This window comes from Cypionkella sp. PAMC25878 (assembly GCF_058135695.1).
In genome coordinates this window covers 3706119-3720969 of record NZ_CM176871.1, presented here as the reverse complement: position 1 = coordinate 3720969, position 14851 = coordinate 3706119, and the positions used below count along the sequence as shown (strand labels likewise).

Below are 14851 nucleotides of genomic sequence, written 5' to 3'. Positions count from 1 at the left end.
ATACTCTGGGGGTTTGGGGGCTAGCCCCCAATGAAATTCGGCTTTCTATGAATTTCGGCTTCCACTCAGAACGGATGCGCCTGGCCGTCCCAGGTCTCAAAACACCCGGTTGTCGCCAGTGACAAGGCGGCAAACCGGGCAGCCAAGCCCTGCGCGGATTGGGCTTCGGTGATATCCGCGCCCGCGCCGCCCATCTCGGTTTGCACCCAGCCGGGGTGATAGATGCCCACCGCGATCCCTTGCGGTTTCAGATCACTGGCAAGGTTGCGGCCAAGGTTCAGCGCGGCGGCCTTTGAGGCGCGGTAGATATAGCTGCCGCCGGGCGCGGTGGTGTCCGACGCCATTTGCGAGGAAATGATTGCGATTTTGCCGCCCGTTCTGCGCAAGGCAGGCAGCAGGGACTGGATGGTCAGGAACACGCCGACGACATTGGTGTTAAAGCCCTCGGCCCATAATGCGGGCGCATAGCCGTCATCCAGCCGCTGGCCGCGATCTGGATAAACGCCTGCGTTGCAGATCAAAAGATCAAGCGTTTCAATGCTTTGCCCCAAGGCGCGCTGGCCCGCGGGATCGGTCACGTCTAACGTGGTCAGCCCCGGCGTCGGGTTGCGGGCGGTGCCGATCACCACGGCACCCGCCGCTTGATAATGCAGCATCAGGGCGCGACCGATGCCTCGGGTTGCTCCGGTGATCAGGGTGGTCATCAGTTGGCCTTTCGGGGCGGCATGAAGGGCAAGGGGGCCACGTGCACGCCGTCTTCGATCAAAGCGCGGGCCTCGGCGGGTTTGGCCTCACCATAAATCGCGCGCTGGTCGATATCGCCGTCATGCATGCGGCGGGCTTCAGCGGCGAAGTTCAGCCCGACATATTCCGAGTTGGCCTCAACCTGACGGCGCAACTCGGCCATGGCGGCTTCCAGTTCGGTTGCGGGCTCGCTGAGTTTGGGTTTGGCCGGAGCCTCGCCTGCTTTGCGGGCAGGGCGCACGGCGGGGGCCATCAGGGTTTTCTCGACCGCGCTATCGCCGCAGATCGGGCAACTGATCCGCCCCGCACCAAGTAAGCTTTCATAGGCCCCAGCAGACTGAAACCAGCTGTCAAAACTGTGGGCATTGCTGCAACGAAGGGAATAGTGGATCATGCCTTGGCCAAAACGGGAGAGGGTCTTTACCTAAGCAGGCTGCGCCGCTTTTCAAGCCGTTGCAAGCGCTTGCTCGACCATAAGCTCTGGCGGTTCGACAGAGAAATTGGCGCTGAGGCCCATCAGCAACCGACGCAGTTGCGGCTCATTCACCCTGCGGGCGGCTTTTTCGGCGGCAAACCACTTGCGGCGACGCTCTTTGCGCTCGGGGAATTTGTCGACTATTTCGGAGACGCGCAACGCAAACACCTGCACGACACATTCGCAACTGCGGTTGGGCGACAGCAATTTGACGTAGTTGAACTGACCGATCGTGGTTTCGGCAATCTCACCGAGCACCCCGGCTTCTTCCCACGCCTCTTGCTGCGCAGCCTCAGCCGGGGAACGTTTGTCCATCGGCCAGCCCTTGGGGACCACCCAGCGGCCGGTGTCGCGGCTGCTGATCAACAGCACCTCTACCTTGCCACGGTGCATCCGCCAGCAAATCGCGCCATATTGCAACGGCGACGGTATGACCTCGTCCAGAGGCGTTATGGCAAGGGTTTGGTTCATCTGCATCGGCCTTCACTCGTACGTTATAAAGTTGCGGTTCTTCAGAGCCGCATTCAAGAGCATCTATCGCATATTGTTTAAGATTTGCATAGCATTGCAACGACTTCCTCAGTCAAAATCTGTTACAAAAACGTTACAATTCGGTAACGGCAGTCAAAAAGGCGGGAATGGCAGTGACTGCTGCAGTGTTCATCGGATCAGAGATTTATCGCGGGTCCAGCTATGGTGGCGCGCATCCCTTGCGAGTGCCGAGGGTGTCCACTGTGATGGATCTGGCGCGGGCTTTGGGCTGGCTGGAGGGGCGCTATCGCGCCAGCCCGCGCGCCAAACCTGCGGCACTGATGGCGTTTCACACGGCGGAATATATCGCGGCCTTGCAGGCGGCAGAGGCGGGGGAGATCGACGCGGCGGCAATGGCGCGGCATCACCTTGGCACTCTGTCCAATCCGATCTTTCCGCAGATTTACCGCCGTCCGGCGACGGGCGCAGGTGGGGTGTTGCTGGCGTCGGAATTATTGGCGGGGGGCGGTGCCGTACATGTGCCGGGCGGCGGCACGCATCATGGGCTGCCCGACCGCGCCAATGGCTTTTGCTATCTGAATGATCCCGTGCTGGCGATCATGGCGTTGCGCCGGATGGGGTTGCGGGTAGCTTATGTTGATCTGGACGCGCATCATTGCGATGGGGTTGAATTTGCCTTTGCGGGCGTGCCCGAGGTGCTGCTGATCTCGGTGCATGAGGACGCGCGTTGGCCATTTACCGGGGCCTTGGGGGTGGCAGCGGGAAATTGCGTCAATCTGCCGGTGCCTGCGCAGTATAACGACAGCGAGGCGCGCATGGTTTTGCATGAGATGATTTTACCACGTTTGCAATGGTTTGCGCCGCAGGTGATCGTGCTGCAGGCGGGTGCGGATGCGTTGCTGGAGGATCCGTTGTCGCGGCTGGCTTTGTCGAACAATGCCTATGTCGAGGCGCTTCGGGCGATCAAGGGACTGGCGCCTCGGCTGATGTTGCTGGGCGGCGGCGGCTATAATCCGTGGTCGGTGGGGCGGTGCTGGACTTTGCTGTGGGCGGAGTTGTCGGGGCAAGCGGTACCCGATCTGTTGCCCGAGGCGGCGCAGGCAGTGTTGCGGGCTTTAAGTTGGGGTGGCGGCGGGCGGCCTTTGCCTGCGCCCGCGCTGCTGACGACTTTGCGGGACGCGCCGCGCGAAGGGGCTATCAGGGATGAGTTGCGCGAGCGGGTGGCGGTTTTGGCGCGGGCCTAGGCTGGGTTTCGCGCCGCTGGGGCGGGTCAAGTTGCGGTTTGTGCAGCCTTGCGGTAAAGCCGAGCCTACCTCAAGCTGGAGAAACCCGTGTCAGAAAATGTTGTGCCAGCCCCGCTCGTGAAGGTCGCCTGCATCACCACGGTGCGCAATGACCGGATCTTTCTGCGCAAATGGATCGACTATTACGGCGGCAATTTCGGGCGGCAATCGCTGTTTGTGATCATCGACGGCTTGGATGAGACAATCCCGCAAGGCTTTGAGGGCGTGAACTTTCTGCACCTGCGCCACCGCGATTGGGCGGCAGAAATCAGCAACACTCCGATGCGGCGGGTGGTGATGGAGCATAACCGTTCGCGCGCGATTTCCGATCTTGCGCGCACGCTGTGGCGCTATGATTACGATGCGGTGATCGCCACAGATGTCGATGAGTTTCTGGTGGCTGACCCGGCGCGGCACGCCAGTTTGAACGCGTTCATTCAGGGCCATCAGGCGCGGACCTCGACGCTTTCCGGCTTGGGCTTGGATGTGGTGCAGGATTTGAAATCCGAGCCTGCGATTGACCCTGCGCAGCCGTTTCTGGCGCAAAGGCGGGTGGCGGTGGTCTCAAACGCCTATACCAAGCCGGTGTTGGCGTTCAAGCCCGTGACATGGGGCGCGGGTCTGCATCGGGTCAAGCGGCGGAATTTCCACATTCATCCGGACCTGTTCATGTTCCATTTCGGTATGATTGATTATGAGACCGCGATGGGGCGGGCGAATGATCCCAACCTGATCGCGGCGGGTTGGGGCCCGCATATGCAGCGGCGTGAGGTGCTGTTTCGCATGGTCGAGGCGGCGACTCCGGTGGAGGGCGAGCCTTTGTTTGACAGTGCCCGGCGGCGGATGACTTGGGTGCGCAGGCCTTTGGCGTGGAATAAGCCCGCGAAACTGCCGGGGCCGCCGGTGGTGATTATTCCGGAGCGGCTGAGGGCGGTGCTGTGAGCCAGCCGATTGATGCAGTGCTGACATGGGTCGATGGCGAAGACCCCGCCCATGTCGCCAAGCGCCGCGCCTATGATCCGGGGTTTGGAGCGGCGGGCGTGGAGGCGACGCGTTTTGCGAGCCGCGATGAAATCCGGTTTAGTCTGAGCGCTTTGCTGAAGTTTGCGCCGTGGCTGCGCCAAATTCATATCGTCACCGACGGGCAAGTGCCGCGCGTGGTGCAAGAATTGTGGGCTGACCCGGTGATGCGGGAGCGGATCAAGATCGTTGACCATAAGGTGATCTATCGCGGGCATGAGGCTTTGTTGCCGATATTCTCGGGCCGCACGATTGAGACGGCGCTCTATCGCATCCCCGATCTGGCGGAACGGTATATCTACCTGAACGATGATTTCTTCTTGATCCGCGCGGTGCAGCCTGCGGATTTCTTTACCGAAATCGGGCCTGTGCTGCGCGGCCATTGGATGACGCGGGCCTATGGTTTGGTGCCATGGCTGCAGCTGGCGGTGGGGCGGCTGAATGGTAGGGGCAAGAATTGGCAGCCGGTGGGATTTAAGCTGCAACAGTTGCGCGCGGCGCGGCTTGTAGGCGCGGGCCTGCAGTTTTTCAGCATCGGCCACACGCCGCATCCCTTGCGTCGCTCGACCTTCCAGGGGTTTGAGGCGGCACATCCGGGTGTGATCGAGGCGAATATGGTGCCGCGCTTCCGGCATGGCAGCCAGTTTAACCCGGCGAGTTTGGCCAATCATCTGGAACTCGCAGCGAGAACGGCCACGATTGCCGCTTCCGATAACACCGTCTATTTCCGCGCTGATGTCGACAAACCGCAGCGCGTGCGCGAGAAGATCGCCGAAGCAGAGGCGCGGCAGGATGCTTTGTTCATCTGCGTCAACAGTCTGGATCAGGCATCGCCGCAGGTGCAGGCGGATATTCTGGGCTTCCTGCGGCGGCGGATTCTATAGCTCAGGCGGACGCTTGCCGGGCCAATCGGTGGCCAGATGATAGTCTTGGCCCATCGCGAGGATCTTGGCATCCGCGCCAACGGGACCCGCAATCGTCATCCCCATCGGCAGGCCATTGGCGCCAAACCCGACCGGCACGTTCAGCGCGGGCAGGCCGATCAGGCTGACCGGGATCACCACCTCCATCCAGCGGTGATAGGTGTCCATCGCGACGCCATTGATGCTTTGCGGCCAGCGTCCCTCGACCGGGAACGGCCAGACTTGGGCGGTCGGCAGAATAACGGCGTCATATTTGCTGAACAGGCGGGCCATATGGGCGTAGTAGCGGCTGCGGATCGTGCTGGCCTCATAGACCGCTTGGGCAGTCAGATCGCGACCTTGCTCGATTTCCCAGATGGTTTCGGGCTTCAACTGCAGGCGCTTGGCCGGATCGTCGTAAAGTGGCTTCATGCCACCCGCGTTCAGCATGGCGCGCAGGGTGGTCCACGCCTGCCACAGCTTCTCAGCAGGGAAGGGCGCGGCAATGGCTTCGACTTTGGCACCCCGTTCGGTGAACACGCGCAGGCCGGCTTCGCAGAGGTCGAGAATCCCCGGCTCGAACTGATACGCGCCACCCCAATCACCAAGCCACGAGATGCGTTTGCCTTTCAGGTCGGTGGCAAGCTGGCTGGCGAAATTGCTGCCCGCGCGGCCAAACGGCACTTCTGGGTTAACCCCGGCCTGCACCGTCAGCAGATTTGCCACGTCCTCAACCGTGCGCGCCATCGGGCCTTCGGTGGCCAATGTGGCCAGATGCGTGTCGCCCTCGGCGTCTCCGGGCACGAGACCCCACGTCGGGCGGAAACCGTAGACATTGCAGAACGCCGCCGGGTTACGCAAAGATCCCATCATGTCCGAGCCATCCGCCACTGGCACCATCCGCGCGGCCAGTGCTGCGGCAGCACCGCCCGAAGAACCGCCAGCCGTGACGGCCAGGTCATAGGGATTTCGGGTGACGCCATGCACCGGGTTGAAGGAATGGCTGCCATGGCCCCATTCCGGCGTGTTGGTTTTGCCGATGAAGATCGCGCCCGCCGCGCGCATCCGGGCGGCGAGAAGATCGTCCTTTGCCGGGATGAAATCGGCAAACAGCGGTGAGCCATAGGTGGTGCGCAAGCCCTTGGTGGCACAGAGATCTTTCACCGCCAGCGGCAGGCCGTGCAGCCAGCCTGCGGGCGTAGCATCATCGGCGCGCTTTGCCTCAGCCAGCAATTCATCGCGGTCCCGCAGCGAAATCACCGCGTTCACCGCAGGATTAACCGCTGCGATCTGGTCGAGGTGTGCTGCCATCACTTCAGAGGGGGCCACCTTGCGGGCAGCGATCATCCGCGACAGCTCGGAGGCTGACAACTCATGCAATGCCAATTTGGTCATCCTCTGGCTCAACTACCCCAAGGCGATATGCGGGGGGAGGTTTGGAGGGGGCGGAAAGCCCTCTCCATTCTTGCGCGCAAGCGCTTGAAACAGGAATGCGGGGGTTGTGCACCCCCGCATCACTCTCAGATCACGCGGGTTACTTTTGAAGTTCGGTCCAGATTGCGGTGATATAGTCTTGTGCCTTGCCGGTGCAGGCGGGCAGGAAATGCCCCGCCGCCTGGAACTCGGCTGGGATCAAGATTTCCGGTGCGGTTTTCATGTCTTCGGGCATGAAAGCCTCAGACCCTGTTATGCCGTTGGCATAGCGGGCATAGCTGGAAATCAGCGCGGCATTTTCCGGCAAGCTGATGAAATCAAGGAACTTATAGGCCTCCTCGACGTTCTTGGCGTCTGTCAGCAGCGCCACCTGATCCATCCACTTGATATAGCCCTCTTTCGGGTAACCATATTTCACATCCGGGTTCGCCAGACGCACGCGGAAGATCGCGCCGTTCCAGTATTCCGACGCCATCACGTCATTGCTCGACATTTTCTCGGTCATGCCATAGTCCATCGAGCCCCATTTCGGCTTGGCCTCCAGCAGCTTGTCGCGGACCTTTTTCATCAGCTCAGCGTCTTCAGAACAGGGCTCGCCGCCCATATACATCGTCGCCAGCGCCAGCACGTCGTTCATCTCGGGCGTCACGTTGACCTTGCCGACCAGTTCGGGCGGCGGGTCCAAGAAGATCGCGCTGGTGTTCACATCGCCGGAATAGGCTTTCTGGTTCACTGCCATGCCGGTGGTGCCCCACTGCCACGGAATGGTGAATTTGCGGCCCGGATCGTAAGGCACGTCCATCCATTCCGGCGCGATATTGCTGTGATGCGGTATCTTGGTCAGATCAAGCTCTTGGATCAGGCCCTTTTCGGCGAAAATCGGCACATAGTTGGCCGAAGGCACCACCAGATCGAAGCCCGAAGCGCCGGCCTCAATCTTGGCCAGTGCAGTGTCGTTGCTGTCGTAATCGGTGACCGTCACCTTGATGCCGGTTTCTTTTTCAAACTTCGCCAGCAGTTCGGGGCTGGTGTAATCGCCCCAGTTGAACAGTTGCAATGTGCCTTCAGCCGAGGCCAGCGAGGTGCTGGCGAGCAACAGAAGGGTGGCTGAGAAAAGTTTTTTCGCCACGCTTGTTTTTGTCATTGTCGTCTCCCTTGGTTTCAGTCTCGTGTTATTTCTGCAAATCGGTCCAGATCGCCGTCATGTATTCCAGCGCCTTGCCAGAGCACGCTGGCATGAAATGCCCCGCCGCTTTGAACTCGGCCGGGATATTGACCTCGGGCGCGGTTGCCATGTCTGCGGGCATGAACTCTTGTGAGCCGGTGATGCCATTGGGGTAGCGCGCGAAGGCCGATATCAGGGCGGCATTTTCCGGCAGGCTGATGAAGTCGAGGAATTTATAGGCCTCATCGACGTTCTGAGCGTCGGTCAAAAGTGCCACCGAGTCCATCCACAAAGGGTAGCCCTCTTTCGGATAACCATAGACCACGTTGGGGTTTTTCAGCCGCGAGCGGAAGGTTTCACCCGACCAGTTCACCGATGCCGCCCAATCGCCATTGGCCATATGTTCGGTGGTGCCGTAATCCATCGAGGTCCAGTATTGCTTGCCGTTCATCAGCGCGTCATGCGCCTTTTTCAGCACGGCGACGTCCTCGGTGCAGGGCTTGCCGCCCGCCCACATCACCGCAAGGCCAACAACCTCGTTCATCTCGGGCACGACGTTGATCTTGCCCTTCAGCTCATCTGGCGGATTCAGGAACAGCTCTGACGTGTTCGGATCGCCCTTGTAGACCGAGGTATCCACCGAAATCCCGGTGGTGCCCCATTGCCATGGAATCGTATAGTTGCGGCCCTTGTCCCATTCCACATCCATCCACTCGGGCGCGATGTTGCCGTGGTGCGGCAGGCGGGTCAGGTCGAGCTTTTGGATCAGGCCTTTCTCGACATAGATCTGCACGAAATGCGCCGAGGGGACCACAAGGTCAAAACCGCTGCCACCTGCCGAGACTTTCGCAAGTGCTGTGTCATTGCTGTCGTAATCGGTGACGGTGACCTTGATCCCCGTCTCTTTTTCAAACTTTTCCAGCAGTTCCGGCGAGGTGTAATCACCCCAGTTGAACAGGTTTAACTGGCCTTCCGCGAGGGCCGGCAGCGCGGTGGTCAGCAGCAAAGTGAGGGTAAGAGCGGACTTTTTCATACGGGGGAGGCTCCGATGTTTGGGGTCAATCGTTTTTGCGGGTCAGCAGGAAGAACGCGGTCAGCAGCACGACGGTCAACGCCAGCAGCATCGAGGAAATCGCGTTGATTTCAGGGGTCAGCTGACGGCGCATTTGGCCAAGCATATAGGTCGGCAGCGTGTCTTGCCCGCCGGATTTAACGAATTCGGTGATCACCACGTCATCAAGGCTGATCACGAAGGCCAGCATCGCGCCTGCGATCACGCCGGGCAGCAGCAAGGGCAGGGTGACATGGCGGAAGGTCTGCCAAGGCGAGGCGTAAAGGTCGGCGGCTGCGGTTTCCAGCGTCAGATCCATGCCCTCAAGCCGGGCGCGGATCGGCAGATAGGCGAAGGGGATGCAGAAGGCGGCATGGGCGAAGATCACATAGCCGATGCCTTGAATACCCGTCGCCTGTTTGATCATACCGAAAAAGATCAGCAGGGAAACAGCGGTGACGATTTCCGGCACCATCAGCGGCTGGTTGATCATCACATAGATGAAGGTTTGGCCCTTGAACGCCTTGCGCCGGGTGGTGCCCAAAGCCGCCATCGTGGCGACGGCGGTGGACATCACGGCGGCAGAAACCGCGATGATCAAAGAGCGCATGGTGGCGTCCTTGACCTGATCATTGTTCCACGCCTTGGTATACCAATCCAAGGAAAACCCGCCCCAGACCGCAACCGATTGGCTGGCGTTGAAGGAATACGCCACCAGCGTGAAGATCGGCAGATACAGCGCTATGAACACCAGCACGGCGGTGGTGGTGAAGCCGGGCAGTTTGGCGACTGAGAAGGTTTTAGTGGCCATGAGCGGTATCCCGGTTTGCGTATTTCACATAGATCAGCAGGGCGGCTGTCACGATCACCAGCAGCGTCAGGGACAGCGCAGCACCCAGTGGCCAGTTGCGGCCCTGACCGAATTGCAAATCAATAAAGTTGCCGATCATCATCTGCTTGCCACCGCCGAGCACGCGGGGAGTTACGTAAGCGCCCAAAGATGGCACGAACACCAGAATCGAGCCCGCGATGATCCCCGGTTTCACAATCGGCAAGATCACCCGGCGCAGCACCTGCATCCGGCTGGCGTAAAGGTCATAGGCTGCTTCCAGCAGTTTCATGTCAAAGCGGTCGATGGCCGCGAACAAGGGCAGCACCATCAGCGGCAGATAGACATAGGCCATGCCGATGAACACGGCGGTATCGGTATACAGCAGCTGGATCGGCGCCGAGATCACGCCGAGTTTCAGCAGCAGAGTGTTCAGCAGGCCTTCATTGCGGATCACCTCGTTGATCGCATAGGTGCGGATCAACAGGTTGGTCCAAAACGGAATGGTAATCAGAAATAACCACAAAGCTCGCGATTTGGTGGGACGGGTGGCGATGAACCAAGCCGTTGGAAAGCCCACCGCGAAGGTCAGCATTGTGGTCAGCACCGACAGTCTGATCGAGCGCCAGAAGATCGTCACATTGGCATCGGCCAGCCCGTAAGTGTCGTCAAAGATGTCCTTGGTCCACAGGATGCCGCGCCAGCCGTCCAACGAGAACTGCCATTCGACATTGCCGTATTGGCCGGGGGCGAGGAAGGAATACACCGCCACGATCATCAAGGGGCCCACTGCGAACAGCGTCAGGATCACCAGCGCCGGGGTTGAGAGCAGCCAGCCATTGCGGGTGGATTGCGCGGCTTGGGCTTTTTCAGCGGCGCTCATTCAATCCTCCACGATCTGGGCGGCACCGGGGGTAAACCGCACACCGACCTGTTGGCCCTGTTGCAAGCCAACCTCACCGGTGGCTGGGCTTTGCAGGCGGGCGACCAACTCTGATCCGTCTTGCAGCGCAAGGTAGCAATGGGTGTCGGTGCCAAAATAGACGAGGTTTTTGACGGTGGCGGCGATGGCTCCCGGTTCGGACGCATCGACAAGGCGGACTTGTTCCGGGCGGACGGTTACGGTGACCGGGCCAGAGCGGGCAAGCCCCGGCATCTCGACAACAGCACCGGTGGCCAGACGTGCTGCGCCGGGTTCCGCGGTGGCGCTGAGGAAGTTGGTCTCACCGATGAAGCTTGCGACAAAGCGGTTGACCGGGCGGGTATAGATGTCTTTTGGCGCGCCGACCTGCTGCAATTTGCCCGCCGACATCACGCCGACGCGGTCGGACATCGTCAGGGCTTCTTCCTGATCATGCGTCACGAACACAAAGGTGATGCCGGTCTCGGTTTGCAGCCGCTTCAACTCAATCTGCATTTCCTTGCGCAGCTTAAGGTCAAGCGCCGACAGGGGTTCGTCCAGCAGCAGCACTTTCGGCTGCGGTGCCAGCGCGCGGGCGAGGGCAACGCGCTGTTGCTGGCCGCCGGAAAGCTGGCTGGTTTTGCGGTTGGCCATCGGCTCTAGTTTGACCAAAGCCAGCATCCGCGCCGTGGTTTCTTTCACCTCGGCGGCGGGGCGGCCCTGCATTTGCAGACCGAAGCCGACGTTTTGCGCCACGGTCAGATGCGGGAACAAAGCATAGCTTTGAAACACCGTGTTCACTGGGCGCTTGTTTGGCGGCAGGTAGGTGATGTCTTGGCCATCGAGCAGGATGGTGCCAGAGGTTGGCATCTCAAACCCGGCGATCAGGCGCAGAAGGGTGGTTTTGCCGCAGCCGGACGGCCCGAGCAGGGTGAAAAACTCACCCTTGCGGATTTCGACAGACACATCGTTCAGTGCGCGGACGGAGTTATCGCCTTCTCCGAAGGCTTTGACGGCATTGCGGGCCTCGACGGCGTTGGTTTGGCTCAAGGTGACTCGCTCCCGTTGGTTTTGATCATATTGTGCAGCCGGGACGCGCGGGCGCAACATAAACTTCGCTCGAGGTGCCGAAAGACTAGGCAGTTGCCGCTTAGGTTGTGCAACTGCCTAAGCACACGGCAGGATGATAACGCGCGCAAAGGCTTAGGCTTGGCAACGCTTAGGCGCGGCTTAAGCCATTGCCGCGCGGCGGGCTGTCCAAGGTGCGGCAGATTCGATTTCGGCACAGAGTGCGATTAGTTCTTCATCATTGCCGTAGGGAGCCGCGAGGTGGATGCCGATTGGCAAACCGCTGGCCGACTGTGCCAAAGGCAGTGAAGCCGCAGGCTGACCGCTGGCGTTGAACACCGCGCAAAACGGCGAATAGGAGAAGATGCCGCCGGGGCCTACGCGGTAATTCACATAGTCGTCGCGGTTGTGATGATAGCGGCCGACGCGGGCGGGCGGCTCGGCAAGGGTGGCGGACAGCAGAATGTCGGGGCCACTGGCAAAGTATGAGGCCATCTGGCGGCCGAAGCTGTGAATCTCGCCGACGGCCTCCAGATAGCGGGTGGGGGGCAGGGTGGCGGCATAGGCGCAGGCGGAACGACCGATACCTTCGACCAGATCGGGCGTCAGATCACGCCCGTTCAGCGCCTTCTGGATCGACAAAGCGGTGCCGACACCGACAATATCGGTCCAAGCCCGCATCATCATCTCGACATCGGCGCTGGGGCGACCGGGTTCAACATGATGGCCGAGGCTTTCCAGCAGTTTCGCGGTGTCGCGTACAGCTTGCGCCACTTCTGGATCAATCGCCTCGCCTGTGAAGGTGGTGTCGCAGAGTGCGATGCGCAGGCGGCGCGGCGGGCGGCTGATCGCGGCGGCATGGCCGTGGGCAAGCGGTGGGGCAACATAAGGCGCGCCAAGGTCAGGGCCTTCGCAGGCGTCCAGCATGATTGCGGTATCGCGCACCGAGCGGGTCAGAAAGCCATCAATCGCCATGCCAGCCCAGCCTTCGCCGGAATAGGGGCCATCGGGCAGCCGGGCGCGGGTGGATTTGAAGCCGAACAGCCCGCAACTGGAGGCCGGAATACGCACCGATCCGCCGCCATCCGAGCCATGCGCAAACGCCACGATCCCCGCCGCTACCGCAGCGCCCGCCCCGCCAGAGGATCCGCCCGAGGTGTGATCCAGATTCCACGGGTTGCGGGTCGGGCCACCATAGACGGCGGCTTCGGTGACGGTGCCAACACCGCCCTCGGGGCTGGTGGAGCGGCCAAAGTTAACCACGCCCGTGCCCCGGATACGCTCCCATATCGCGGAATCGCGGGCGTAGGTGGTATTCATCAGCAGGCGAGAGCCGTTGTGGCCGGGGAAATCCACCGCCTCGCAACCAAGGTCTTTCAGCAGGAACGGCACGCCGCGGAACGGCCCGCGCGGCAGGCCATTGGCAATGGCGCGGCGGGCGGCGGTTTCTTGCACCAGCACCACAGCGTTGATCGCGGGGTTGCGGGCCTCGACGGCGGCAAGGGCTGCGTCGAGCAGTTCGGTGGGCGTGACTTGCCCCGATGCCACCATCCCCGCCAGTTCGGTGGCGTCGCGCGCACCCAGATCACCCATCATGTCGATTCTCCTGCTTGTTTGGCGCAGTTGACGCCGACAAAGCGGTGGCGTCCCGCCCGGGACGACCAGCGATGTCGCAAACAGGCGTCCGCTATGCCAAGGGGGCAGGGCGTGTCAGGTGTTTGGCAAGGCCAAGTCGCAGTGCCTGCATCGTCAGCGGTTTGGTCAGATAACCGTCCAAGCCTGCAGAGAGATACAGCGCGCGGTCGGCGGCAGAGGCATCCGCCGTCATCGCCACCACCGGCAAATGCGGCCCCGGCAAGGCGCGGATCGCGGCCAGAGTCTCGATGCCGGACAGGCCGGGCATGTGCAGATCCAGCAGCACCAGATCTGGGCGCTGTGTTGCGATGGCTTGCAGGGCTGCGGCACCGCTTGCAACCTCATCGACGTTGACCGCCATCCCGCGCAGATAGGTCGCGGCAACCAAGCGGTTGGTGGCGATGTCATCCACCACTAAAATTCGATGCCCAGACAGATTGGCCGCATACGCAGACAGCTGCGTGGGAGTCGTGACCGGGCGGATCATCACGCTGAGCCGGAACAGTGCGCCGATCTGGCTGGGCAAATGCACCAGATCGCCCTGCATTTGCTGGGCGATGCTGCGACTGATCGCCAGCCCAAGGCCGGTGCCGCTATGCGCGCCCGCACCACGTTGGAAGGGTTGAAACACGAGGTCGCGTTCATGCGCGGGAATGCCCTTGCCAGTGTCCGAAACATCAATCTGCAACTGACCAGCAATGGCTTGGCTCGCGTGGGGCAAAAGTTGTGCGCGGTAGCAGACCCGCAACGTCGCACCGCCGGTTTCGGTGAACTTCAACGCATTCGACAAAAGGTTTGACAGGCATTGCCGCAAGCGCTGCGGATCAAACTCGGCGGTCTCTGGCAGATCAGGGGTAAGGCGGCCATCGGGCAGGCGAGGGGCGGTAAACTCTAGCCGCAGCCAAAGTCCGGCTTTGGCAAAGACCGGCTGGAACAGCGCCACCGTTGCCTCGATCACCTCTTTCGGTCTGGCGGTGACGGGGCGGAGCGGCAGTTGATTTTCCTCAATCGCAGCCATTTGCAAAATGTCATCAAGGATCGCTGCCAGATCCAGCGCCGAGCTGACCAGAGTGTGCATCCGCGCCTGCGTGGCAGGACTGGGCGTGTGCAGCAGTTCCGCCTCGCCCATACCAACAATGGCGTTGAGCGGCGTGCGCAATTCGTGGCTCATCTGCGCCAGAAACCGGCCCTTGGCGCGGTTGGCGGCATCCGCCCTGATGCCGCGACTGCTGATTTCCACATGCAGCGCATGATTGGAGCGCATCGCCCCCAAGCCATAATAAATTGCAGCAAGCAGAGCTATCGAAGAGACGGCAAAGCCCAGCCAATCCTGTTTCTCCAGCCAGTAAAATCCGTTACCAATGAGGGCGGTGAGGGTTGCCGCAGTCAAACCTGCGATGCCGAAGGGCATATGAATCGCGCGCACCGTGCTGAGTTGAAACAACGTCATGCTGAGCAGGCCCGCAGCCGCCGCTTTGGCAAATTCGGTATCTTGCTGCCAGATCAACACGCAACCCAAAACGTAAAATGTCTCGGTCAGAAACACAGTGGTCACGGCGGCGAGATAGCGGCGCGGCTGGCTGCTTGGATCAAGCGCGCGCATCAGTTGAAGGTTCAGCCCCTCTAGCGCCATATCCGCCCCCAGCGCCGCCAGCACCAGCCACGGCGGCAGAAACAGTGCCATCAGCGCAAACGCTATTGAGGTACTAAGCAGACGTGTGGGTTCGACCGCCGTAAGCATCTGTAATTGAGTGCTGATTTGCGCAGCTGCATCGGGGCCCGGCATTAAAAACCGCAACATCTTCATCGCGCGGGCATCCTCAAACTCGGTCTGGTTCAGCAAAGATCACTG

At 61.0% G+C, this 14851-nt stretch carries 14 protein-coding genes; 3 read left to right on the top strand and 11 right to left on the bottom strand.

The genetic code is table 11. From position 1 onward, the window contains the following. Positions 1–65: 65 nt before the first annotated feature. From ACS5RD_RS18245 to ACS5RD_RS18235, 3 genes are read right to left on the bottom strand one after another with little or no spacing between them, the layout of a single operon-like run. Positions 66–704, bottom strand: a complete 639-nt coding sequence (locus ACS5RD_RS18245; protein WP_489928571.1) for an SDR family NAD(P)-dependent oxidoreductase — start codon at positions 702–704, stop codon at positions 66–68. Then, entirely contained in the window at positions 704–1138 is a 435-nt protein-coding gene (locus ACS5RD_RS18240) for a DUF1178 family protein (protein WP_489928570.1), read from the bottom strand. Before ACS5RD_RS18240 ends, ACS5RD_RS18245 begins: the two co-directional genes overlap by 1 nt. 51 nt (positions 1139–1189) lie before the next feature. Further along, entirely contained in the window at positions 1190–1690 is a 501-nt protein-coding gene (locus tag ACS5RD_RS18235) for an NUDIX hydrolase (protein ID WP_489928569.1), read from the bottom strand. 167 nt (positions 1691–1857) lie between these two features. Here ACS5RD_RS18235 and ACS5RD_RS18230 point away from each other — a divergent pair, with 167 nt between their 5' ends. From ACS5RD_RS18230 to ACS5RD_RS18220, 3 genes are all read left to right on the top strand, one after another. After that, entirely contained in the window at positions 1858–2955 is a 1098-nt protein-coding gene (locus ACS5RD_RS18230) for an acetoin utilization protein AcuC (protein WP_489928568.1), read from the top strand. A gap of 87 nt (positions 2956–3042) precedes the next feature. Beyond that, on the top strand, positions 3043–3936 hold the full coding sequence (locus ACS5RD_RS18225) for a glycosyltransferase family protein (RefSeq protein ID WP_489928567.1): 894 nt from the start codon (positions 3043–3045) through the stop codon (positions 3934–3936). Beyond that, positions 3933–4898 carry a Stealth CR1 domain-containing protein gene (locus ACS5RD_RS18220; protein WP_489928566.1) on the top strand — a complete coding sequence of 322 codons (966 nt, stop codon included), beginning with the start codon at positions 3933–3935 and terminating at the stop codon, positions 4896–4898. Before ACS5RD_RS18225 ends, ACS5RD_RS18220 begins: the two co-directional genes overlap by 4 nt. Here ACS5RD_RS18220 and ACS5RD_RS18215 read toward each other — a convergent pair. The 8 genes from ACS5RD_RS18215 to ACS5RD_RS18180 all read right to left on the bottom strand — a co-directional run bounded on the left by ACS5RD_RS18215 (position 4893) and on the right by ACS5RD_RS18180 (position 14683). Next, a complete protein-coding gene (locus ACS5RD_RS18215) occupies positions 4893–6302 on the bottom strand; it encodes an amidase (RefSeq protein WP_489931404.1) in 1410 nt (469 codons plus the stop codon). The genes ACS5RD_RS18220 and ACS5RD_RS18215 overlap by 6 nt on opposite strands. Before the next feature lie 148 nt (positions 6303–6450). Then, positions 6451–7494 carry an extracellular solute-binding protein gene (locus ACS5RD_RS18210; RefSeq protein ID WP_489928565.1) on the bottom strand — a complete coding sequence of 348 codons (1044 nt, stop codon included), beginning with the start codon at positions 7492–7494 and terminating at the stop codon, positions 6451–6453. A 28-nt stretch (positions 7495–7522) separates the two neighbouring features. Beyond that, positions 7523–8548, bottom strand: a complete 1026-nt coding sequence (locus ACS5RD_RS18205) for an extracellular solute-binding protein (RefSeq protein ID WP_489928564.1) — start codon at positions 8546–8548, stop codon at positions 7523–7525. Between the two features lie 25 nt (positions 8549–8573). Next, a complete protein-coding gene (locus ACS5RD_RS18200) occupies positions 8574–9377 on the bottom strand; it encodes an ABC transporter permease (RefSeq protein WP_489928563.1) in 804 nt (267 codons plus the stop codon). After that, positions 9367–10278, bottom strand: coding sequence for an ABC transporter permease (locus ACS5RD_RS18195; RefSeq protein WP_489928562.1), 912 nt, complete (start codon positions 10276–10278; stop codon positions 9367–9369). The genes ACS5RD_RS18200 and ACS5RD_RS18195 overlap by 11 nt, the downstream gene beginning before the upstream one ends. Continuing rightward, complete coding sequence (locus tag ACS5RD_RS18190; RefSeq protein WP_489928561.1) at positions 10279–11346, bottom strand: ABC transporter ATP-binding protein; 1068 nt, start codon at positions 11344–11346, stop codon at positions 10279–10281. 180 nt (positions 11347–11526) lie between these two features. Beyond that, positions 11527–12960 carry an amidase gene (locus tag ACS5RD_RS18185; RefSeq protein WP_489928560.1) on the bottom strand — a complete coding sequence of 478 codons (1434 nt, stop codon included), beginning with the start codon at positions 12958–12960 and terminating at the stop codon, positions 11527–11529. A 91-nt stretch (positions 12961–13051) separates the two neighbouring features. After that, positions 13052–14683: a response regulator gene (locus tag ACS5RD_RS18180; protein WP_489928559.1), complete on the bottom strand. Its 1632-nt coding sequence runs from the start codon at positions 14681–14683 to the stop codon at positions 13052–13054. Positions 14684–14851 lie beyond the last annotated feature (168 nt).

What these genes read in the sequence shown, in the direction of transcription:
- ACS5RD_RS18245 (WP_489928571.1), bottom strand. Translation starts at nt 704, where the DNA reads ATGACCACCCTGATCACCGGAGCAACCCGAGGCATCGGTCGCGCCCTG.
- ACS5RD_RS18240 (WP_489928570.1), bottom strand. Translation starts at nt 1,138, where the DNA reads ATGATCCACTATTCCCTTCGTTGCAGCAATGCCCACAGTTTTGACAGC.
- ACS5RD_RS18235 (WP_489928569.1), bottom strand. Translation starts at nt 1,690, where the DNA reads ATGAACCAAACCCTTGCCATAACGCCTCTGGACGAGGTCATACCGTCG.
- ACS5RD_RS18230 (WP_489928568.1), top strand. Translation starts at nt 1,858, where the DNA reads ATGGCAGTGACTGCTGCAGTGTTCATCGGATCAGAGATTTATCGCGGG.
- ACS5RD_RS18210 (WP_489928565.1), bottom strand. Translation starts at nt 7,494, where the DNA reads ATGACAAAAACAAGCGTGGCGAAAAAACTTTTCTCAGCCACCCTTCTG.
- ACS5RD_RS18205 (WP_489928564.1), bottom strand. Translation starts at nt 8,548, where the DNA reads ATGAAAAAGTCCGCTCTTACCCTCACTTTGCTGCTGACCACCGCGCTG.
- ACS5RD_RS18200 (WP_489928563.1), bottom strand. Translation starts at nt 9,377, where the DNA reads ATGGCCACTAAAACCTTCTCAGTCGCCAAACTGCCCGGCTTCACCACC.
- ACS5RD_RS18195 (WP_489928562.1), bottom strand. Translation starts at nt 10,278, where the DNA reads ATGAGCGCCGCTGAAAAAGCCCAAGCCGCGCAATCCACCCGCAATGGC.
- ACS5RD_RS18185 (WP_489928560.1), bottom strand. Translation starts at nt 12,960, where the DNA reads ATGATGGGTGATCTGGGTGCGCGCGACGCCACCGAACTGGCGGGGATG.
- ACS5RD_RS18180 (WP_489928559.1), bottom strand. Translation starts at nt 14,683, where the DNA reads ATGGCACTGTTTCTGCCGCCGTGGCTGGTGCTGGCGGCGCTGGGGGCG.